General features: G+C 37.6%; 19 protein-coding genes and 1 pseudogene. 9 read left to right on the forward strand and 11 right to left on the reverse strand.

All coding sequences use genetic code 11. The annotated features are described in order from the left end of the window. The first annotated feature begins 4 nt into the window (after positions 1-4). Positions 5-637 (forward strand): annotated as a pseudogene (gene dhaL, locus DK857_RS09785) (dihydroxyacetone kinase subunit DhaL). A gap of 41 nt (positions 638-678) precedes the next feature. Next, positions 679-2,127 (forward strand): dihydroxyacetone kinase phosphoryl donor subunit DhaM, encoded by a 1,449-nt coding sequence (dhaM, locus tag DK857_RS09790; RefSeq protein ID WP_109402070.1) that lies wholly within the window; start codon positions 679-681, stop codon positions 2,125-2,127. A 105-nt stretch (positions 2,128-2,232) separates the two neighbouring features. On the opposite strand, the gene DK857_RS09795 is transcribed toward dhaM, so the two are convergent. The 7 genes from DK857_RS09795 to DK857_RS09825 form a co-directional block, all read right to left on the reverse strand. Then, on the reverse strand, positions 2,233-3,084 hold the full coding sequence (locus DK857_RS09795) for an MrpH family fimbial adhesin (protein WP_109394156.1): 852 nt from the start codon (positions 3,082-3,084) through the stop codon (positions 2,233-2,235). 6 nt (positions 3,085-3,090) lie between these two features. Next, the gene (locus tag DK857_RS09800; protein WP_109394157.1) at positions 3,091-3,627 is read right to left on the reverse strand and encodes a fimbrial protein; all 537 of its coding nucleotides are present in this window, start codon (positions 3,625-3,627) and stop codon (positions 3,091-3,093) included. Beyond that, on the reverse strand, positions 3,627-4,118 hold the full coding sequence (locus DK857_RS09805; RefSeq protein WP_109402071.1) for a fimbrial protein: 492 nt from the start codon (positions 4,116-4,118) through the stop codon (positions 3,627-3,629). The genes DK857_RS09800 and DK857_RS09805 overlap by 1 nt, the downstream gene beginning before the upstream one ends. A 16-nt stretch (positions 4,119-4,134) precedes the next feature. Beyond that, the gene (locus DK857_RS09810; protein WP_109394159.1) at positions 4,135-4,620 is read right to left on the reverse strand and encodes a fimbrial protein; all 486 of its coding nucleotides are present in this window, start codon (positions 4,618-4,620) and stop codon (positions 4,135-4,137) included. Between the two features lie 4 nt (positions 4,621-4,624). After that, the gene (locus tag DK857_RS09815) at positions 4,625-5,371 is read right to left on the reverse strand and encodes a fimbrial biogenesis chaperone (RefSeq protein ID WP_109394160.1); all 747 of its coding nucleotides are present in this window, start codon (positions 5,369-5,371) and stop codon (positions 4,625-4,627) included. A 26-nt stretch (positions 5,372-5,397) separates the two neighbouring features. Then, positions 5,398-7,893 (reverse strand): fimbria/pilus outer membrane usher protein, encoded by a 2,496-nt coding sequence (locus tag DK857_RS09820; protein ID WP_109402072.1) that lies wholly within the window; start codon positions 7,891-7,893, stop codon positions 5,398-5,400. A gap of 93 nt (positions 7,894-7,986) precedes the next feature. Continuing rightward, positions 7,987-8,553 (reverse strand): fimbrial protein, encoded by a 567-nt coding sequence (locus DK857_RS09825; protein ID WP_075672684.1) that lies wholly within the window; start codon positions 8,551-8,553, stop codon positions 7,987-7,989. A gap of 1,135 nt (positions 8,554-9,688) precedes the next feature. Here DK857_RS09825 and DK857_RS09830 point away from each other — a divergent pair. The 3 genes from DK857_RS09830 to DK857_RS09840 all read left to right on the forward strand — a co-directional run bounded on the left by DK857_RS09830 (position 9,689) and on the right by DK857_RS09840 (position 11,753). After that, positions 9,689-9,877 carry a hypothetical protein gene (locus DK857_RS09830; protein ID WP_109402073.1) on the forward strand — a complete coding sequence of 63 codons (189 nt, stop codon included), beginning with the start codon at positions 9,689-9,691 and terminating at the stop codon, positions 9,875-9,877. Between the two features lie 141 nt (positions 9,878-10,018). Next, entirely contained in the window at positions 10,019-10,705 is a 687-nt protein-coding gene (locus DK857_RS09835; protein WP_193528595.1) for a fimbrial biogenesis chaperone, read from the forward strand. Positions 10,706-11,171: 466 nt separating this feature from the next. Further along, complete coding sequence (locus DK857_RS09840; RefSeq protein WP_109402074.1) at positions 11,172-11,753, forward strand: common pilus major fimbrillin subunit EcpA; 582 nt, start codon at positions 11,172-11,174, stop codon at positions 11,751-11,753. Positions 11,754-11,829: 76 nt separating this feature from the next. On the opposite strand, the gene DK857_RS09845 is transcribed toward DK857_RS09840, so the two are convergent. Genes DK857_RS09845 through DK857_RS09855 form a run of 3 tightly spaced genes read right to left on the reverse strand, consistent with a single transcriptional unit; the run spans position 11,830 to position 16,807 of the window. Continuing rightward, complete coding sequence (locus tag DK857_RS09845) at positions 11,830-13,107, reverse strand: sigma-54-dependent transcriptional regulator (protein WP_109394165.1); 1,278 nt, start codon at positions 13,105-13,107, stop codon at positions 11,830-11,832. Further along, positions 13,085-15,460, reverse strand: a complete 2,376-nt coding sequence (locus DK857_RS09850; protein ID WP_109402075.1) for an ATP-binding protein — start codon at positions 15,458-15,460, stop codon at positions 13,085-13,087. The genes DK857_RS09845 and DK857_RS09850 overlap by 23 nt, the downstream gene beginning before the upstream one ends. Before the next feature lie 57 nt (positions 15,461-15,517). Beyond that, positions 15,518-16,807 carry an ABC transporter substrate-binding protein gene (locus tag DK857_RS09855; RefSeq protein WP_109402076.1) on the reverse strand — a complete coding sequence of 430 codons (1,290 nt, stop codon included), beginning with the start codon at positions 16,805-16,807 and terminating at the stop codon, positions 15,518-15,520. A gap of 312 nt (positions 16,808-17,119) precedes the next feature. Here DK857_RS09855 and DK857_RS09860 point away from each other — a divergent pair, with 312 nt between their 5' ends. Together DK857_RS09860 and pyk are read left to right on the forward strand one after the other, a co-directional pair. Then, positions 17,120-18,457 (forward strand): MFS transporter, encoded by a 1,338-nt coding sequence (locus DK857_RS09860; RefSeq protein WP_075672688.1) that lies wholly within the window; start codon positions 17,120-17,122, stop codon positions 18,455-18,457. 65 nt (positions 18,458-18,522) lie between these two features. Continuing rightward, on the forward strand, positions 18,523-19,974 hold the full coding sequence (gene pyk, locus DK857_RS09865; RefSeq protein WP_109402077.1) for a pyruvate kinase: 1,452 nt from the start codon (positions 18,523-18,525) through the stop codon (positions 19,972-19,974). A gap of 105 nt (positions 19,975-20,079) precedes the next feature. Here pyk and DK857_RS09870 read toward each other — a convergent pair whose 3' ends face one another. After that, positions 20,080-20,496 (reverse strand): Rap1a/Tai family immunity protein, encoded by a 417-nt coding sequence (locus DK857_RS09870; protein ID WP_098941900.1) that lies wholly within the window; start codon positions 20,494-20,496, stop codon positions 20,080-20,082. Positions 20,497-20,781: 285 nt separating this feature from the next. Here DK857_RS09870 and DK857_RS09875 point away from each other — a divergent pair, with 285 nt between their 5' ends. Further along, on the forward strand, positions 20,782-21,969 hold the full coding sequence (locus tag DK857_RS09875) for an ROK family transcriptional regulator (protein ID WP_227003149.1): 1,188 nt from the start codon (positions 20,782-20,784) through the stop codon (positions 21,967-21,969). A gap of 39 nt (positions 21,970-22,008) precedes the next feature. Then, positions 22,009-23,310 carry a hypothetical protein gene (locus tag DK857_RS09880; protein WP_109402078.1) on the forward strand — a complete coding sequence of 434 codons (1,302 nt, stop codon included), beginning with the start codon at positions 22,009-22,011 and terminating at the stop codon, positions 23,308-23,310. Positions 23,311-23,331 lie beyond the last annotated feature (21 nt).

Consider the following 23,331-nt stretch of genomic DNA (forward strand, 5'->3'; position numbering starts at 1 on the left):
AAAAATGGCTTTAACTCACGCTCAAATTATTCTTTGATTACAACAATGCGCACTGTTGTTTGAACAAAATAGTGATTATTTAACAGATTTAGATCGTGAAATTGGCGATGCTGACCACGGTTTAAATATGAACCGTGGCTTTAGAAAAGTGCAGGAAAAGTTACCTGAATTTGAAGGGCAAGATATTGGCACTACCCTCAAGACCACAGGCATGACATTGCTCTCAAATATTGGCGGAGCAAGTGGCCCTCTATTTGGCACCTTCTTTATTCGTGCTGCCAAACCCACGGCTTCATTGCAAAACCTAGAACTTAATCAACTCGTTGAAATGGTAACAGAAGGTGTGGAAGGCATTGTAAGCCGAGGAAAAGCAGAGGCAAATGACAAAACAATGTGTGATGTTTGGTGGCCAGTAGTTGAGTCATTAAAACAATCTAATGAACAAAATCTTTCTATTAAAGAAGCCCTCAATCAAGCGCAAATTGTCGCTGAAAAAGCCGCTGAAAATACTATCCCGATGCAAGCTCGAAAAGGACGAGCAAGCTACTTAGGTGAACGCAGTATCGGGCATAAAGATCCCGGCAGTGTTTCTGTGGTACTGATGATACAAGCCCTTGCAAATAGTATTAATGCATAACTGACCAAACAACCAACACAAGCAACCAATAAAGGTCTACCATGATAAATATTGTTATTGTTTCTCATAGTAAACATCTCGCTGATGGTGTGGCAGAGCTTGCCAGTCAGATGCTTAACCCGGCTTATTGCCAACTTGCTGTTGCCGCGGGTATCAACGATGAAGAAAATGCGATTGGTACCGATGCCGTTAAAATTATGACGGCGATAGAATCACTTTCTCAAGCACAATCTATTGTTGTGATGATGGATTTAGGCAGTGCAATATTAAGTGCAGAAACTGCGATTGAATTACTTGATCCTGATCTCGCTGAAAAAGTTACTCTCTGCTCTGCCCCCTTAGTTGAAGGTACACTTGCTGCGGTTGTAGCCGCATCTTCAGGAGCGTCATTAGAGAAAGTGATTGAAGAAGCTTCAAATTCTTTATATCCAAAGAAAATCCAATTGGGTGAAAATTTCGTTCAGCCTAAAAATGATATTAATGCCCCTGTCAAAATTCACGGCAAAGAGGCAAGTTGGGTTGTTCGCAATCCTCATGGATTACATGTAAGACCGGCTGCAGCTTTAGTTGAAGTACTTTCTGCTTTTCAGGCAGATTACCAACTAGTTAAAGGGGATAGACGTATTAATCCTCTCAGCTTAAATCAGCTTTCATTAATACAAATTCGCCAAGGTGATGAGATAACGCTAATTGCCTCAGGTGAGCAAGAAGATGAGGCGATTGCCGCTTTTCTTGAACTTGCCAAAAATGGCTTTGGTGAAGAGCTACCTTCTGATTCTAATACCATAACATTAAAAGGTATTTTAACCCCGGTGTCTCAAATTAAAGCCCCTGCTTTTATTTGGCATGAAATAGAACTATCACCGATAGAAAACTTATCTGAACCGATTGATATCCATGCCCAAATTGGAAAACTTAATTTCGCAATAAAAGAGACGCTAAAAGTACTAAAACAGACTGCCAATAAAGCGAGCCAGACATTAGGTGAGCATATTGGTGCTATTTTTAACGGCCATATCATGATGTTAGATGATGATGAATTAATTACGAGTGTGATTGATCGCATTAAAGAAGAGAAGATCAGCGCCCAACAAAGTTGGTCGGATGAAATGCAAGAAAGAACACAACTGTATTGCGCCCTCTCCGATCCTTATTTACGCGCGCGTGAACTCGATCTTCGTGATCTGCGTAATCAGGTACTTTATCATTTACAAGATAAAACACGCCCAAGTTTCACCCCTTCACAACCTGCTATTTTGGTCGCAAAAGAGCTTTTCCCTTCGACATTAATTCAATTAGTTGATAGCCAATTAGTCGGTATTGCTTTAGCAAAAGGAGATAGCCGCTCTCACAGTGCCATTATCGCGGCGGAAATGCGCTTACCGATGTTAGTCAATTTAGGACCTACGTTATTAAAAGTTTCTGAATCTCAAAAGCTAAAATTAGATACAAATAAGGGTGAATTAGTTATTGAACCTATAACGCTATAAACCTTTTTTCACATTAAGCACATAAAAAAAACCCGCACAATTATGTGCGGGTAAGTCAACGAAAAACGCTATCAATCTAGGTCATTATTGACTCTTCTAATTTTGTTAAGGTATTGATAATACCAATGTCGTAGTACCACTAAAGTTACCTAATGAAGGCGTTCCGTAGGTTTGAAGCTTTGACATCACTCTCACATAAGTATATTCATTCTTTATTGTGTTAACCTGTGTTCCAATCGATGCAGGTGAACCATTTAAGGTTAAAAAAGAACGAATGCTACCATCTGGTTTTAAGTTTAAAAAATGATCTTCCATTGAGCTGGTAATTTTTACAGGCATAGTTTCATTACAAGTAAGTGCAAATTGCTCTTCGGCTTCATTACCATTAACTTGTGTCACATCAAGTACGCCATGTGAAATATTTAAATTGCTAGAAATAAATGCACATTTACCTTCAGGCGGTGGGGCAATACCACATACACCACCAGGCACCATTCTTCCACTTCCTCCCGTTGGACTACTCGTCATAAAAAAAGCAATACATTCATCAACCTTAGGTTTACCAAGGTGATCACTAAAACCAACAAAAGGAAGTGATAAACCACATTGATTCATTGCGACATCACGTATCTCGGACATACTAGCCAATTTTTGTAAATCAACATTACAACGCCATGGAACTCGACGTTCTGTTCCCGTTCCCCCTTTATTAGGTAGGCTGTGGAAGTGATTTATTTGAATAAAACATCGCCCACTAAAACCTAAACTTTTACAAGGGTTTGGCGTAAATCCCATCTCTGTCCAATATTCCATGACAAAGTTATAACGTATATCACTCTCCTTCTCAGGTGAAACGCCTGATTTAGTAATATAAGTAAAATAACCTGCTTGTACGCTAAATAGTGAAAAACTGCATAGTACAATTAATAACTTTAAAATTTGCTGTATTTTTTTCATTATCTTTTACTCATATTTCAAAGAAAACACGGCAGTAGCAGAAAAATGCCCCGGTTTAATTGATTTATTTGCAATGGCAGCCGCTGTTGCTTGCAGATAAGCTATAAAATTAAGCTCAAAAATGCCATTATTAGGAATATTATATAAACTGGTGTAATCCCCTAATATTACGGGTACACCTTCTTTAGTGGTAATTTTTATTCCTAAATCAGGGTTATTTGCACTGTCGTCTAATGCCAATAATCCGAAAAGTTCATTATGCGTTGCTCCTTCAAACTTAATTTTCACTTGCTTGGCAATAGAGATATCGCACTCTGATAAAGTAATTTTGAAATCCTTTTTCTCAAATTCAAAATAACTTTTATAAATATCATCCAAGCGAATTTCATCAAATGTCACATCAACCTGAGAGTGTTCAGGCAAGACTTTGCAAGGTGCGATAATTAATGAACCAAAAATATTAAGATTTTCAGCTGCAAAAACAGAAGAGGAAAATAATAAACAACTACCAATAATAGAGCGAAACACACTTAATCTATTCATTATTGGTACTCCACAAATAAAGTGCCACCTGAGGTAAAATTACCGGGAGTCAGTTCACTATTTTCTTTTTTAACCAAGACAGCCCAAATCTTTTCAGGGTTATTTAAATTAACTGAATACTTTTTATTTAAATCAATAATAGAATTACCCATCATAAATTTTACGGCTAATTCATTAATATTGGTTCTCAATCCATTGGGATCGAAACTGCTTTTTTTCCCATCTATCGATAAATACATATTCCAGTTATTTAAATTTTCTTCACAAGTAATTTGGTAATTAATCTCGCGTTTTTGGTCATAGCCTTTAATCGTTTTTATTGCCACGGGGCCAAAATTCACCTCAATCATATTACCATCATTCACTTTACAAGGAGGTGGAGTTAATAAGTTACCTTTAATCAGTATCTGTGTTTCATTATCTTTTGCCAAACTGGGTAAAGAAGATGCAGAAAATAAAAATAACATAATGAGGAATGGATAATAATGCATATTGTTTATTCCTCCGTTAGTTGTAATAAACCTGCATAGTTGCAGTTGCAGTAAAAGCGCCCGTTGGTAATGTGGCACCACTTTTTTTCACAAGTACAGCATAAAGCTCAGGTCTCGTTTTATAGCTAAACTTAAACGGTGTTGTCATATAAATATTGGTATCAGCGGTTTTAAATAACACCCCTAAATCTGTCACACTTGTTTTTAAATAACGTGTATCAAACCCTGCACCATCACCAGTAAATTTCAGGGACATACTCGGATCACCTGTTGTTTTACAATCCAAGGTGTAATCCATTTTTTGTTTATAATTTTCGTTTTCTATTCTTGTGGTCATCACATCATTAAAATTCACTTCGATAGGTTTACCATCGTTAATTTTGCAAGGACGCGATTCCACACTCCCGCTCACTGTGACTCTTAAAAAGCCAGAAGCAGCCCATACAGAAGGAGTGAGAAAACTCATACAAAGAAAAAGTATTACACCTCGGAATATAAGCATAATATTACGCCTTCTTATCTTTGATATTTGCTGAACAAATATCTCCACGACACTGGAATGTTAATTCAACTAATCCACCGAAATCATTAAGATATTCAATGGCTGGCGTTACACCTAAATCAACCACTTTTGCCCCTAATGAACGTTGGCCAAAAGGCTCAATCATCACCGCTTCAAAGTCTTTTACTTCGACATTGTTCTTTCTGACTTTGGTAATAGTTAAATAATAAGGTGAAGGGTTTTTTACATTGTAATTAGCACCTTGTTTTTCAATCAAAATGTCTTTTTCCATTGGATTAGCTTCTAAGCGGCTAGGTGCCACAATGCTTTTTGGTCGATAAAACACTTTAATTTTTGTCTGTAATGCAATTTGCAAAACATTGGGAGAATCACTACGAGGAGGAATTTCACGAACATTAAGGTAATAAATACTTTCTCTGTCTGTGGGTAACATATTAGTTGCAGGTAATGCCTGTATTTTAATTTGGCTCTTGTTACCAGCTTCAATACGTTGAACTGGAGGTGTTACCACAAAAGGAGAATTAATTTTTTCATCTTTACTATTCTCAAGCCAAGACTGTGCTAAATAAGGTTTAGATTCATTTTCATTTTCTAAAACCATACTGACTGAGCGCTCACCTTCATTATATAAAACGCGTGTTCTATCTAATGCGATAGCGGAATAAGCGGATTGAGAAAAGAGGCAAAGTGTAACGATAGCGCCTAATGTTTGTGTGTTGATATATTTCATTTCATTCACCGTTGACTTAAATTTAATTACTTACAAGGAAGCAACAACATGTTGCTTAAATTATTTTCTAGTACTTGAGGCAATTGGAATTGGCAAGTTTCACCACTCCAAGCAAGATCTAAAGTTTCACCTGCTTTTACACCTGATAAATAAACAAAGCCTTCGTCTGAAATAATGCCGACTTCTAATTTATCTTTGTTATAAACACTAGCTCCAAAAGGAGGATATTTCTTATCAGCCATGGTGATCACGGCTAAGACTTTCTCACCTTCAATCACATTAAATTTACGATAACCAATCGCCCCTTCGGTTAAGGTGGCATATTGTGACGATTGAACGGCATCGGCTTTTTCAGGAAGGTTATTAATATCGATGGTGATATTGCTACGAGAGTAGTTTTGCACACCCATTAAAACCGCTTTACCATGTCGGTTAGTTTCAATTGGCGTTAAACCTGTTTTAATCGGAATATCTTGAACATTATTGGTATCAACCAATATACGTGAATTTCCTATTGAAGTGACTCGGTGGAATGCTCCCCCTTCTGGAGTGACGGTTATTCCACCCATTAATTGCATTGATAATGCGCTTTGATTATTTTGGGTATAAGTACCACTTGCAGTCAGTTTTGCTAAATTACCGTCATAATTATAGAAACCTGAAAGATTAACTTTATCGCTATCCCACGTTCCTGCCGATAAATTATACGTGCTACGATCATTAAGTCGTTCATAATAGCTAACACTGTTACTGGTATTATGGCGATTAAACGATCCAGAATAACTAATATTAGCGTCATTACGCTCAAGTGGTACACCTAATGACACATAAACTCCTTCGTCATTATTATGGCTCGATTCCACTTTATAAGCGGATAAATTAACAGATAAATTTTTAAAGTTAGCCCAATCAAAATAACTAGAAACCGTAAAGCTATAATTATCCGTTGAAGGTCGATTCCAATATGTTTGGCGAGAATAGTTTAAGTAAGTATTGATATTATATTCAGGAAAAGCCGTACCAAATATTGCGGTATAAAGCTCTTTACCACTGTCAATATGAAGTCCACGATAACGACCATCTAAAAACTGGGTCATACTTAAATAGTCACGTTGAGAGAAGCGATAACCCGCGAACGTAATCTGACTATTTATTTCATCAAATTGTTTTGAATAAGTAACGTTATAAGAAGTTCCTGATAGGGTTTTATCATCAAAGTTACTTCCCATCTCAGCCCGTGAAGCTGAAATATTAAAGGAGAGAACCCCGAATGGCGCTAAATCTTGCCCTAAACCTAAAGCAATATTTTGATATTCAGTTGAAGCTAATAACCCACCATAAATTGTGGTGTTATTCGCAGCCCCCCACGAGAAAGATCCTAAGGAAAATGCCGGGCCTTCAGTATCGTGTTCATTTTTAGTGGGTTTACCCATTACCAACTTATATAAAAACTGTCCCGGTCTTGTTAGTGTGCCTAAACGCGATGTTTCCACTTTAAATGTTTGAACAGAACCATCTTGTTCTTCAATAGAAACATCTAAGGTACCACCACCGAATGTATTGACGTCTTGAATTCTAAATGGCCCTGGACTTACTTCATTTTGATAAATAATACGACCATCTTGACGCACAATAACTGTGGCGTTAGTTCTTGCAACCCCGGCAATTTCAGGCGCATAACCTTGTAAGCGAGGTGGGAACATCGCATTATCGCTCTCTAATGAAGCCCCTAAATAACGGAAGCTATCAAAAAGCTCTGACGAGAGATATTGCTCACCTAAAGTTAATTTAGCCCCCAAAGAACGAATAGCACGGAAGATATAAAGCTGATTCCAACGCCATGATTTATCGTTATTATTTAAATTACCGCCAGAAGCTTGCCAATCGGAGCGAAAACGCCAAGCACCCATATTAATGCCCATCACACCACTAATATTGGTACCCGTTTCAGTGCCTTTTCCATTATTTTCATATCGAATAAGGCGATTACTCATATTGTAATCAAGAAAGAACCCTGCAATACCATCATCCCAACGTGAAGGTGGATCCCAACTAGGATCTTGATATTCCATAAAGGCTTGAGGAATACTGATATTTAAAATACTGGTATAGAGATCACCCACTGCATTCATATTAGGAACAGAACGAAAATCAAGGCACTGGATATTATTAGTGGTTAGCCAAGTGACTTTTTTTTTCCATTCAGACTTTAAACCTAAAATGGGATAAACCTCTGGAGTGATACAAGGAATGGATAATTCTGCGTTGTAATCTGGGGCAAAAAATAAAGTAGGCTCTTCGTTTCTTACTCTTTGTTTATTAACGTCGGTCGCCAGTAAATGAGTACCCGGCTGAATATAGTTTGCGTAAGAAAATTTGGTAAAATCGGTATTTTCAATACCTTTATCTGTTAAAAAGTCGGTATTAAAATCGACTGCTTCTTCTGCAAAAATAGGCAACGAAAAAGGAACAAAGAATAAAAGCATTACTTTTGTGATCTTATTTATTTTCATGCTTTTCATTTTGCTATGCCATCCTCAGCATTATTAACAGAAGACAATATTGATGAGATGCATGGCGCTTAAGCGCCACACATCCTATTAAAAAAACAACAATTATTCGTAGATAACCTTGAAGTTAGCTACTGTGTCAAAAGAACCTGTTGTTGCTTTCTTATCGTCTGCTTCGTTACCTTTCACGTAAGCCGAGAATTGCAATGTCGTGGTAGAGCCGTCGCCATTATTTAAAGCGTGGCCTGCTACTGGAAAGCCTTGACCAAAAGTAATTGGGTTATTACCGCGGTCAGTGATAACGATACCTGCGTTTTGTACTTTGCCACCTAAGCCCAGTAATTCGCCGGTATAACCATCAAAACCACTTACAGTTGCACCAGTAAATGATACTTTTGCAGTTTTGTAAGTTTCAGTTGAGCAATTTTTCAGGATAATATCGAAGTTTTCACTATCTGAACGGAATTTATTGCTGGTCAGTTCATGCAATGCGATTTCACCAAACTTAACAGTTTGATCTAAACTTTTATCATCGATTGAACATGGAACATCATTGATAAAGCCAGTAAAACGCACTTTACCTTCACGGCTTTCCGCTGGATCTGCAGCTAAAGTAGGAGCAGCAACAACTAAAGACAACGCAACACCTAAAGCTAATTTAGTAAATTTCATAAAATTTCCTTTATACAAAATAAAGATATTGATATTTCTTGGCTTCGAACGAAACAAGCGATAGGTAATAAAACCTCACCGCTTTTCTATAATTTAAATTTTACAGCTCCATTGATATCTATTTATAAAACCAAGATAGGGGATATCCTACAAATGCATCCTTTGTGCATTCATATTCAAATTAATTTATGGAATAAATTAATCGTATTCACTTTTTAAACGTCAGTTTTAAATATTTTATAAATTAAATTCCTTAATTAATAAAAACATCTTAATTAGACATATAAATAAGTAATAAACTTTAATAAGAAAGTAAGAGTAAAAATTTAAAGCAAAAAAACAAATTTAAATTATGTTCTTTTACTTATTTTGCAATTAAATACTCGCAAAAGGCGTAAATTAAGTCAAAAGTCGAAAAATGATAATGTTAGTAAAATACAAAGATAGTTATCAAATGAAACAAATCTTTAAAAGATCAAGTTAAGTATTTAAATCTAAAATTTAATATTAATTAGATATTATTACCTAGCAAAGAAGGTGATCACTATAATTAACACTATTAATGAGTAAATCAAACATAAAAACCATATAATACACATTAATTGGTTTTTTATAATAAATTTTTAGTTATATATGGATTATTATACATTGCTGAAACGATAAACCCAATATATACACAAAAACACCTAGGATTCATCTCAATTGAGGAGTTATATTATATTCTCTAATTTATTTAAAAATTAGACAATCCAATTTTGACAGTATATTTAAATATCGATAATTTATTCTTAATAAGAACTAAAAATAAATTATAAATAAAGATAAAATATGAGACTCTTTAAATGAGCACTCTTTATAATATAATCAATTATGGAATAAAATGACTTTTATCATAAATAAAAAAACAAACTCATAACAACCGAGATATTTCGCCAAGCCAATAAAATTACTGCTGCGGTTGAAGGATCTCAAATTACATTAAGAGGTCAGCCTTACTGTTTATTGAGTTCTAGAGATAAAAAAATTAATGTGCCCTTTTCAACCTATTTAACTTATACCAACGAAAGTAGCTCAAAAGTAAAAACCCGTACTGCTTGCGATAATGTGCCTATTTCCATTAAAAGAAGCCTTATGGATGCAAACCACATGGCCTTACCCTTATCAATTAGAGGGTTACTTCTATCGTACCTATTTACAACTCACATTCCCAATGAATGAAGGCACTTCCCTTTTCTCGATGGAAGGTGAAGACTGGATTGGTGTCGTTGAAGCCAGCGGTTATGTCAATGTATTTGCTGAATGGTCTGGAACAGATGTTCACTAAAAATAGGACGAAGTAAGCAACGGATATAATTTGAGTGTTTATACCCGTTTTATTATTCATAACACATGATGCTTTTTATATTGATGATATTATAGACTTCATTATTATCATTTATTAAAACAAGCTAATTAAAGAGATATAATGAAAAGAATATTAAAATTCATCAGTACATTAGCACTTTCAACACTGACATTTTCAGCTCATGCTCTTTATGTCGGTTCTGAAGTTTTTACCCTTGAATCTGATAAAACCTTTTTCTCTCGCACTTATCTTAATAATACAGACAGAACCAATCTTTATAAAATTCATGTCTATAAAATCGAAAAACCGGGAGGAAAAGAAAAAGATGAAAAACAGCTTCCCATAGATGACGGCGAAATACTTTATACGCCTTTGCAAAAAGTGTTATTACCAAATGAGCATGAGTTTTTTAAATTATTTTATAAAGGTGCTAAAGACGATAAAGAGCGCTATTACCGTATTATTATTGAAGAAACTCCAGTTAACTTAGTACCTTATCAGGAGGACAGCAAACAACCTTTGGTTGTTCCTACCGTTGGATTAAATACTGTCATGGTGATCCGCCCTCGCGAAATGAAATTCACTTATGATCACAATAATATTGCAGGCACCATCAAAAACACTGGCAATACCTACTTCCGATTACTGTTAAATGATCAGTGCGATTCTGACGAAGAAAATGCCAAAATATTACAACTCTTACCCGGTGAAAGTTATCAACATCCTTGGCTAAAGAAAGAGCATAAACAATTTATTATTGCTTTTGACCGTTATATTGGATTAGAGAATAACTGCGCGAAAAAGTAATCTAAATACTAATTAAAAATAAAAAGGTAGCCTAATCAGCTACCTTTTTATTACAAAATAAGTAATTCCACTTAATTTATAACCTTTCCTGTTATTTCCTCTCATTTGAAAGAAAATGTAACTTAGTTAAATATATAATTTTTATAAATACATAATTAATTAAATTAATTTATATTCTGTCATATTTATCATTTTAAATTTTTGAATATTAATCATAAAAAGATATCAATACACACATAATAAACTGATAATAAATGATTTTACATTTTTAACGATAAAACTATTTTTATTACATTTTATTCCTATTTTTTTTCGATGTTTTAAATAAAATATTTTTTCAACTTATTCTATAATTTATCTAATGAGTGGTCGTTTTTAGATGGTCGAAATTTTACTTATAGACTCATGAAAAAGACTTTCTAGCCGATATTACTCTTAACATCGATTGACCCTATAGGAATACATAATGAAAAAATATCACGTCTTACTTAGCTTATTAATGACAGCTTTTACAGCAACAGCAGCCTTTGCTAATACCTCATCAATACAAACAGTCGCAAGTTGGCAAGCAACCGCAGTAAAAAAACCACAAAGTGAATTAGGTGTAACCCCTTTAAATGCCCTACATTTTGAAGTAACAGAAAATAACCGTTTTAATGATCAAAACGGTACATTCGATATCACTGTTAAAGATATTGAAGGCGCGACAGACTTTAAATTAACGTCAAAAGTAATCAGTAATGAGCTTAGAAATTCTGCTGATAATTCAGTGTTAACGGTCAAAACAGACTGGAACGGTAAAACACTATCAAACCATCAAGAAACCGTTATTCTTGATAATCAAAAAGGAATAAACAAAGGGCTGGTGGTTGAAAATAAAGCAGCAGAAAAAAGTGAGCTAAAAAGCCTTCAAAGCGCATTTCTCTTTAATGTGATAAATGGCACACAACCAACAACATCCTTACCTGAAGGTTTATGGGAAGGTGTATTACGTATTGAATTTACCAGTAAATGGTCAGGTGACTTTGTGACTTTAGCAGCAAGATAGTTCAAATGCTATGACTTAAAAAAAACCGTGAAAGAGCGCCAGTATGGCGCTTCTTTGTTATTTAATAGCGTGTAAATCAAACCTTCGGTTTATAGCTATCTTTATCGAGATCATGTTTTTTCATTCGTAAATACAGCTTCTTACGTGGAATACCTAAGTAATCCGCCACATCACTCACCCGGCCTGCAAATAAATATAATGCGTCTTCAATTAACCGACGTTCATATTCATCAACTAAATTATCTAAAGGGCCTTCTGGTGGAATAATGGCTCGATGTTGTTCACTATCCACCATTTTCACAATGCCTACCGCATATAATTCAGCGACATTTCGTAGCTCACGAATATTACCCGGCCAATCGTAACGCTTTAAAATATCAAGATAATTACGATCAATTTTTGGTACTGCAATGCCAAGTCGCTGTGCGCTTTGCCGTAAAAAAGCTCTAAATAACGGAATAATATCAGGGCGTCTTGCACTTAATGGAGGCAATGAAAAAGTGATTTGTGAAAAATAGTAATAGAATTCAGGAATTAATCGCCCTTCTGTTACCAATTGCTGTGTATTATTTTCTAAAATTGCAATTGTTCTAAAATGGCGCTTTCCTTGGCGCTCCATATCTAACAGATAAGAACTTAACCAGCGTTGTGCTTCTGAAGATAAATCATAAGGAGAACGCAAAATCAGCGTTCCTATTTCATCAGCTTCAATTTGAGCAATAACCTGTTTGATATCAGATAAATTCTGGCAATCCACAGTTTGAATCGCTTTATCGCTATGCGGACTTAATTCATGCAATAGTTGAGCGAGAAGATGACGCCCTGTTCCCATCTCACCTTCTATCATTAAGTCTTTATCGATATCGGCAATTTGTTGCACTTGCTCTCTGATCGCGGTGATTTGTGCACTATCTCCGACTAGTCGCTCTTGTGTGGTACTTATTACGGCATTTCTAAGAGAAAGTATAGATTGACGCTCTTTATGCGCTTTTGCCACTAGCTCTAAGAAAACAGGTGGATTAATCGGTTTTTCAATAAAATCATAAGCACCTTTTTTTACCGCTTCTACTGCTAACGGTATATCGCCATGTCCTGTGATCATGATAACTGGAATGCGAGCGTCAATTTGTTTAATGCGCTCTAAAACTTCCATACCATTCATTGCTGGCATATAGATATCAAGAACAACGGCCCCCTGCCAAGCTGGGGTTAAAAGGCTTAATGCTTTTTCTGGCGAGTCAGTTACTCGGGCAACCATTCCCGCAAGATTGAGTAAATGACGATAAGATTCAAGAATATCTTCATCGTCATCAATTAATAAAACGTCGATATCAGGCATGTGTGATTGTGTCATCTGTAAACTCCAAAACAACCATGGCGCCACCATTTAATGTAGAGGCCAAGTAAATTTCATAACCAAACCGTTGCATAATTGAACGGCAAATGGATAACCCTAACCCAAGCCCCACATCTTTTGTGGTTGTAAATGGGGTAAATAGTTTTGGTAAAACGGCTGAATTAAACCCTTTTCCATTGTCGGCGATCCCCACTAATTTTCGTTTAGAATCAACAGATAAAAGATCAATCGTGATCTGACTTTCACCAACACCTGCAATGGCATCCATCGCATTAACAAACAAATTAACCAAGACTTGCTCAATTTGTGTCGGGTCTGCACAAATGGTGAATTCATCAGGAATATTATTCGTAATGATGCATTGCTCTCGTTTAGAACGAGACTCCACCAGCACCATCGCACTATCTACCAACTCTTTTAATGGCGCCGAAACAAAGCTAATTTCAGACGAAGATTTACGTGAGAAATTACGTAATGCCGTAATAATTCGATTCATTCGTGCGCACAGCTTTTCAATACGTTCGATAGAATCAGGTAATTGATCGTATTTTCCCATCTGTATAGTCAGTTTTGCACTGTACAGATAAGTGTTAATTGCAGAAAGTGGCTGATTAAGTTCATGCGCAAGACTGGTCATCGCCTGCCCTACGACTGCCATTTTAGCCGCTTGAACTAGCTCTTCTTGTGTCTGAATTAAGTGTTTTTGTGCCTGTTCACGGCGCAACATCTCTTCATTTAATTGCTGATTTTTGTCCTGCAAATCTTGTGTTTTTAATGCCACCAACCGTTGAAGCTCTAATCGACTTAACTCTTGGCGCGTAATATCTGTGATAGTTACAATATATTTATGCTCATCTTTATGCGGATATTCACGAATATTAAATTGTAAGAAATGAGGCTCACCTGCTTTTACCATGCGAATAGTGCATTCGCTTTGCCCTAAGCGATAAAGCTGGCTGCTTGAGCTAAATTGCGCTTTAAGCATTGTGCTCGCCTCACCACTAAACAGTAACCAAAGTGGTTTATTACTTTGCTCTTTTCCTGTTCCTAATAACGTTGCAGCACTTGGATTAACAGTTTCCATTCTGCCATCGTGGTGACAGGTAATTAAACTCGCATCAGTATTATTGATAAGATTTAACGCATTACTGGTTTCAACTTCTTTCATTTGACGCCAAAATCGGCGAAGCCGCCGACTCAACAAACCAATTTCATCTTGCCCTTCAATCAGTACAGGCTCCGTTAAATTACCTTTGGCAACATGCGCTAAGTCATCACTGAGTTTATTCAATCTTGCGATAAGTCTTCTATCAATCAAAATTTTCATCACAATAATACTCAGCAATAGTGATGCAATAATAATCACAACAATAACGATTTTTCCTGTTGCCATTAGCTTGCGAGTATTATCATTAAGCTTGTTTAGCGCTTCACTGGTGGCCAAAACATTGCCTCTTACCGCATTATCAAATTGTGATAATTTTTCATTTAATTCAGGGGTTAATGCTTTGAGCTTTTTCTCGTTTTCTACATCATCAATCAGTGTCTGATAAATATCACCGTCATAGCGAGTAATGGCAATAATTTCTTGTAATACCTGACGATGAGCAATAGTTGACGGGTAGCTTTTTAGCTTCTGATTTAAAGCGATAATTTCATCAATTTTAACGCTAATATAGTGGAAAGCGACATCAATATCACGGCTATAACGTTGATGCGCAATTTCCTCAACTAAACTGATTAACTCATTTTCTGTGGTAAATAATTCTTGTAACAGTGTCGATTCTAATAACAACTGTAAGCTATTTTCCTGTACATTTTTCTCATTAATCATTTGGCTGACATGCCACTCAATTTCATTAAGTAGTGGTTTAATATCTTCGCCAACGGCGTCATGCATCCACGCTAATTGCCCTAATAATTGAGCAAGGCGATTCTCTAATTCACGCCGCTTATCCAGTAACACATCTTGTTTATTAATAAGTTCTGAAAGCTCATCGACAAGCTGAGTATAAAAATCACGTTGTGGTTTTTGCTCTATAGGAAACTCTCGCAAATTATCTAATAACTGATGAATTTCCTGTTGTTGTTGCTCTGAAACTGATTTTCTCTGTGTCTGCTCTCGCTCTTTTAATAGCATTTGTAAATTGGTGCTATAACGCTCCATGTTGTAGCTGGTGGTTAACATCGGTAGAGATTCGCCCACAGACGCATTAATTTGTGTCGCCAGTTTTCCCCACATAAAAAAGATAACCACACCAATCAATAAGGTGAGTAAAGAACTAAAGATAAACGCCATATACAGGCGTCTACCTAGTTTGCCAAATTGTTTAGGCACTAATAATTTCATCCGTAATACCTTTCATAAAAACAGCGCTTCCTGCTGTATATTTGAACCACAAGGCGGTTAGGGTGATTTTGTCTCTTTCAATAAAACCAATGCTTGTTCAAGCTTTTCAGCTTCTAATGTACGCCATTGATACAACACAGCTAACGCTTGATCAGAGTACTCTCGCTGATCGGCTTCTTTCATAAATAATGCTTGTAATGTTGGTGAATTAGCCTCTTTTTCGCTAATAAGTACCGAACTTGCTATTTTTCGAGCTTTACTAATCGCAGAAATGCGTTCTGGGGTTTTATTTTCTTGTTTTTCTGCTTCATGGATATCATTCCAAACTTGGCGCATTAATGGGAAGTTATGGGTGATCATTTGATCAAATAACGCATTAACGACTTCACTACGACGATAAGCTTCATTGCTGTTTAAAATAAATTCCGTGTTATTAGCAAGTTCATCGTTATTACGTAAGATCTCTTTACTTAATGGGATCTTTGCCATATCACTTTTATAAATGATCTCTTGTCCTTCATCCGATAAAAGAAAGGCGATAAATTTGGCGGCTGTGTCTCTTTTACTGCTTTCTGCCACAATCGCGACATAAGCCGGTAAAATAATCGACTTATCAAAATAGCTAAACTCGACAAAATCAAAACGTTTTTGATGGTTAAAAGCGTAGTTATCAATAATTGGCCCAGCACCGACAATGCCTCTGGCAATAGCATCACTAACACGTGAACTACGTGCCGAAATGGAAGAAAGATTGCCACTGGTTTCAAGTAAGATCTGCCATCCACGCTCCCAGCCATACTCTTGTAGCACATTTTCCACCATCAATTGCATCGTGCCGGAGTTTGCCGGCGTCGTCATGGTTAAATGTCCTTGATAAATAGGATCACTTAAATCAACCCAACTTTTAGGTGCCGGAATACCGAGTTTTTGTAGATATTGCGTATTACTCATAATGCCAATACCGGAATAGCCAACCGTGGTTATCTTATCGTTTAAGATATCACTATGGCGCATTAACCATTTTGGCGTTTCATACTTGACAGGTAATCGTGTTAGTAGCCCTTCTCTATCTAGATGATGGAAAAAATTAGCCGATGACGACATCACAATATCAACAGGCTGTGTGGGATATTGTTTCATCATCCGTGTCGCAATCGCGACACGGCGATAAACCACTTGCACCTTAGTATCTGGATAACGCGCACTAAAGGCCTCAGTGAGTGGTCGCATTGGTGTATCTGAAAGTGTCGTCAGTATAACAAGTGGCTGCTCATCACTACGTACTGGTGTGATAAACAGCCAACTAAACAATAAACAGACGAGGCTTAGTGTTATTTTTATTCTCATGACATACCCCTGATTTTGTTTTGAATAAACATAAAAATGTGTCGAACTTCAAACTTCTGATATTTAGCAATATTTATTATTTTGAGCTAATGAGTCCTTAATGACCCATTTACAATAATGATACGACGATATCTTCACTCATTTTCAAACCAACACCTAATAGCGATGTTACAAATTTGACTCACCGATTCAGCAGAATGTGTCATCGATGACTCAAATTCCTTCTTTTGCACCAAGATGACCCAAATGAATAGCATCAGCTCTGAAAACCAAAATCAGCTTCAGACATGAATAATATTCGGAGTCATCTCTATGCTAAGTTTCTTTAAAACCAGAAAGGATCTGCCGCTAATAGAAGCGTCAAGTGAAAAGATCCGCGCAATATATAAAAAGCACCAATGGCAGGTCTTCTTTGGTCTTGTTCTTGGTTATGCCATGTTCTATGTGGTTCGTATGGCACTCGGTGTGGTGAAAAAACCTATGCTGGATGCAGGTATCGTAACCACCGCTGAACTTGGTTTAATGGGTTCTGCGTTCTTCTTTACCTATGCATTTGGTAAGTTCTCTAACGGCTTCTTGTCAGATTATGCCAATATTGGACGCTTTATGTCCATCTCGTTAATTGCCTCATCCTTTGTTTGTATCTTCATGGGAATGTCAACGGCGAGCCTATTCTTTATCCTGTTATGGGGTATTAACGGTTGGTTCCAATCTGTTGGTTCAGCACCTTCTTGTGTCTCTATCTTCCAGTGGTTCTCACCAAAACAGCGCGGTACGGTTTATTCCATCTGGGGTGGCTCGCGTAATATTGGTGAAGCAATTACATGGGTCTTGACTGCAACCATAGTGAGCTTCTTCGGCTGGCGTGCAGGTTTTATCGGTGCAGGTATCGCAGGTATTGCTGCGGGTATCATCTTACTGATGATCTTAAAAGACCGTCCTCGTACTTATGGCTTGCCTGATCCAGCAACTGCGTATGGCGAAGAGTCAGAAGCGGTTAAATCAAGTGATCCTAAAGAAACTCGTCGCGCTCAGTTATTCGTATTAAAACAACCAACAGTGTGGATCATCGCAGCAGCATGTGCGGCTATGTATATCTCTCGCTACGCAATCAGTTCATGGGCCGTTCTTTACCTACAAGGTTCAAAAGGTTACTCACTGATTGATGCGGGTTTCGCAATGTCAACTTATCCAATCGCGGGTTTCTTCGGTGCAATCTTAGCGGGTATGGCTTCTGACAAACTGTTCAACGCTAACCGTCATATTCCAACACTGATTTACGGTATCGCCAACATCGCTGGTTTTGCACTGATGTTCTGGGGCCCACAAAGCCGTGTTATGGATGCTGTTGCATTAAGTATGGTTGGTTTTGCAATGGGTGGTCTGGTTGTGTTCTTAGCAGGCTTAACCGCTTGTGACCTGATGCCGAAAAACGCAGTAGGTGCAGTAAAAGGCTTTATCGGACTGTTCGCTTACATTGCAGCATCCGCTCAAGAACTGATTTCAGCATCATTGATTAAAGTAACTCAAGTGGGTGATATCACTAATTACGACTTCACCACAGTACAGTATTTCTGGATAGGTTCTGCCATCGTTTCCATGATTTTAGCGACGCTAGTCTGGAATGCGAAAAAAGTTACCATGGATTAATGAATTAATTAAGTTGTCATCAAGGGATACCGTTGGGTATCCCTCTTTAAAAAGAGAATGTCATTATGCGTAAGACAAAAATTGTTGCGACTCTTGGCCCAGCTAGCTGTTCAGAACAGATGATTGAAAAGCTGATTATGGCAGGTGCTAACGTATTTCGTTTAAACTTTTCACATGGCACTCGCGAACAGCATCAGGCCACTGCCGCAACTATCCGTCAGGTCGCAGAAAAACATCGTGTATTTATCGGGATCTTAGCAGACCTGCAAGGCCCAAAAATTCGTATCGCTAACTTTAAAAATGATTCAATTCAATTAAAACAAGGCGATAGCTTTATTCTAAATGCAGATTTAGACAGCACATTAGGCGACGAGCAACAAGTTGGTTTGGACTACCCACAACTTGTTCAAGAAGTCACACCAGGGAATATTCTGTTACTTGATGATGGCAATATTCAATTACAAGTCAGCGCCGTCAATAATAATAAAATAGAGACTGTCGTTACTGTTGGTGGAAAATTATCTAACCGTAAAGGTATTAACTTACTCGGTGGTGGTTTATCTGCACCTGCATTAACAGACAAAGATAAGCAAGACATACACACAGCAGCCGCTATTCAAGCAGACTATATCGCTGTTTCATTCCCGCGTAATGGTGCAGATATTGAATATGCCCGTGGTTTAGTGATTGCAGCAGGAAGTCACGCCAAAATCGTTGCTAAAGTTGAACGTGCAGAAGTGGTTTCTTGTGAAGAAAACATGGATGACATCATTAAAGCATCTGACGTCATTATGGTGGCACGAGGCGATTTAGCTGTAGAAATTGGTGATGCCAGCTTACCGGGTGCACAAAAACAATTGATTGCACGCTGTCGCGCATTAGGCTGCCCTGTGATCACGGCAACCCAAATGATGGAATCAATGATTGAAAGCCCAATGCCAACTCGTGCAGAAGTTATGGATATTGCGAATGCGGTTGGTGATGGAACAGATGCCGTCATGTTGTCAGCTGAAACGGCGGCAGGGAAATATCCAGTGGAAGCTGTTAGTGCAATGGCACGCGTAGCTGAAGGCGCAGAGCGCTCTTTTGCGGCTAATGCTGAAAATCCTTGGCAATCACCGTCTTACTATTCACAAACTGGTCGTTGGATTGCGCTAGCTGCTGTCACAACAGCTTTTCATGACGACAAGCATTTAAGCGTTGCGGCATTAACAGAAAACGGCAAATCAGTGACCTTATTGTCACGCTTTATGCCAAACAACAACGTATACGCATTAACAGATAATCCTGCACTTGCTGGCCAACTGACTGTCTTGCGTGGTGTAACACCTGTGGCTTATCAACGTCAAAACAACAATGACTGTGATGAAAGTATCATGCAAAAACTGCATGCAGAGGGATTATTGACAGACATGAATTCACTCTTAATCACCCGTTTATCAACCTTTGAAAAAACCGGTGAAAGCGATTGTTGCCATCTTGTTCCTGTAAAACAAGTTGAAGTAGCAACGGCTTGAGTGTCTTCCATCAAGGGGCTTATGAGAGAGGCAACCTGAAGTAAATAACAAGAAAAAGAGCACACCAAAATCATTTTAGCCACAGGGACTGTGGCTATTTTTCGTTTAGAGACTTCCATCAGCATGGCAAGGATAGGCATCTTGTAATGCCAATATATAAATTAACTCCAACGGCGTTTCTTTTTGTTTTTTCTTCACTTCAGGATTTTTATCTAAATAAGCATCGATGTGCTTAACCATAAAATCGCCATTTTGTTCTACTTTCGGAGGCGGACAATAAAGAGGTCGAAAATCATCGTTATTTTGATTCTCAATTTTTACGGCAACAGCATAAAAATTAAATCCATTCGCAATACCGTTTAAATACGCTTGTGTCACTGATTCTAGTTGTTTATTAGAAGGATGATCTAAAGCTAATAATCGTTTTACCTCAAGATAACCGCTTAATGTTACTGCCTGTGAATACAGTGGGAATAGCAATAACATTCCTATTAACCCTTTTAATAACATTCCTTTTTTCATGCTAATTTTCTCTTTAGTTCAATAGATATTGATTTCATTCTAGTCGTTTTATTGCCCTAAGAATATGTGCAACAAATATATACATTGAAGATCTTTTGGACGATCTCATTGTGCAAATCAGGCTCATCAAATTGTGATCACAAACGCATTTGGGATGGTTTCTAAACTAATTAGTCGCTTTATACTTTACAAAGTAAATAAAACGGTGCATAACTATCAAGCACAGACGATTTTATATAAAAAAAACATCTTTTAGTTTTGTTTCTAAACAAATGGAGTAGTAACGTGACACCGAACGTACCCAATACATTACGGCAAATGAATGCCTCGCTTGTATTAAATGTCATTCGTCATCAAGGTCCTTTGTCACGGGCTCAGATAGCCAAAATTAGCGGAATTACAAAAGCGACGGTGTCTGAAATTATTAACGATCTCCTTGAAGAAAAAATCGTTTATGAGAGCGGTGTCAGTTCACCAGCAGGACAAGGCAGAAAAGGTATTTTAGTTAACTTCGATCCTCAACACAGTTTAGGTGTCAGTATTGACTTAGGTGGAACCAAAATCGCTTATGCGGTTTTTAACTTAGATGCTGAATTGTTGTATGAATATCAAGAGCCTACCTTTGACACTGTCGATCGTGATTACTTTATTACGCAATTTGCACAAAGTATTGAAAATGTGATCGAGAAAAGCGGTGTAGACCGTCAGAAGATCAATGTTATCGGTGTCGCCACACCAGGGATCATCGATATCAAAAATGGTGTTGTCCTAGAAGGCTCCCCTAACTTACCTCAGTGGGATAATTTACCTCTAGCACAACAGCTTACAGAAAAACTCAATGTACCCGTTGTACTCGAAAATGATATTCGTGCAGCACTTGTCGGTGAAATGTGGAAAGGCCGTTGCCGTCATACACACAGTTGTGCGCTGATTGGGATCGGCACAGGGTTAGGCTCCGCTTTGCTAATGGATGGAAAAGTTATCCGTGGCGCAAACAATGCAGCTGGTGAAATCGGCTATATGATGTTTGCTCGTGACCATCTCTTTCGCAATTGGCGTAATAAAGGATGCTTTGAGAGTTTCTGCTCTGGCTCAGGTTTAAGTGAGCGAGTGGCAAACTTACGAGGGGAAAATCTTAGTGCAATTGAGATTATTCAAGCCTCACAACAAGGTGATCCGCTTGCTCAATCCTTAGTTGAAGAAATGGCTGATTATCTTGCTATCGGCATTATGAATTTAGTCGCCATTGCAAATTTGGAAAAAGTGGTATTAACAGGCGGGATCACCCGCTCTGCTGACACCTTTTTACCGCGTGTTCAGGCAAATCTAGATAGACATTTATTTGCTAACACCAAAGTGAATATCGAGCTTTCTGAATTATGGGAAAAAGGCCCGCTTTATGGCATTGCTATTCTCGCCTTAGCCACGGTTTATCCATCAATTCAATTTATGCCCGAGATCCAATTGAGATAACCCTAATAAAAAAGTCTTTAAACGAGATGGGAGCAACTCATGGCAGGAATACATCTTCACCCACATGATATTTTAGATGAAGGCATGCCCGCTATTCTTCAACGCCTTGACGGTATGAAGCATGTTGAGCATTTATTTGTCGAAATTAATACGATTTTTGAACGTAACCCTTACCCTGTTGGCGATCTACCTCATAACCCTATTCATAGTGTAGTTATGGGAACAGGTACACTACATATCAATACTCATACTGATTTTCCTCGTCTGAGCCAACGGGTCGATCCCACTATTTTAGCGGGTGCAGATCCACTAATGACGATAAAAAAAGCCACCGATGGTGGAAAATATAAAGTCATTCCATGGGCAAATATTCTGAATGGCGATTTTATTGGTAATGTAGAAAACAATCAGGTTGTCGATTTTAAAGGCCGTCCACAAGAACATTGGCTCTGCCCTAATGCTCCTGATGTTGCTCAATTATGGCAAAAGACATTCACAGCATTAAAACAAAACTACGGTTATGACACCTTTTTAATTGACCGCATTCGTTTCCCTGATTGGGCAGGTAAAGAAGTCAATCCAGCGGGATTATTTACCTGTTTTTGCCCTCACTGTGAAAAGAAAATGGCGCAACAAGGCTTACCCGTTAATGAAATCAAGCATCGCCTTGCGGCTTTAGCGGATTCATTAAAACAAGGGGATTTTGAAGCACCTGCTACCGCATTAAAAGAAGAGCCTCTGTTAAAAGCATGGCAGCTATTTCGCCAACAAAGTGTGACTCAGTTGGTTGAGAAATTACTGTCTGATGCCAAACAAACGGCAGGTGGAATTACGCTATGGCTCGATTTGTGGCCACCTACTTACAGTTGGATCTTAGGTCAGAACTATCATGAATTAACGCGTTATTCATCAACACTTAAACATTTCCCTTATCACAAATTAGGGGGTGGTGCGGATGTTCAAGGATTAATTAATCATTTTGCTCATGATAGTGAAAGCCAAGAGCGCGCATTTACTGCGTTTAAACGCTTATTTGAATTACCTTATGATATTTCATATGAAACCTTTAAACAGCAAGGTTTCCCTATTCACTTTGTTGCAGAACAAAATAATAAAGTTCGCCAACTTTCACAGCCAAATACCTTTATTTATAGCGGTATTCAAATGTGGAATTTACCTGCCTCTCAATTAATTGAAGCCGTTATTGCCGCAGAAGAGAGTGCTTGTGATGACTTACTTTATTATTGCTATGGATGGGCGACTCAAGAATTATTTGATGCGATTGGTGAACACAATACACCTAATAATAACACTTATAACAACAACACAATTAAAGAATAATACACCGCGGAAAATCAGGAT

Source organism: Proteus terrae (genome assembly GCF_003144325.1).
In the GTDB taxonomy this organism is placed as follows: domain Bacteria; phylum Pseudomonadota; class Gammaproteobacteria; order Enterobacterales; family Enterobacteriaceae; genus Proteus; species Proteus terrae.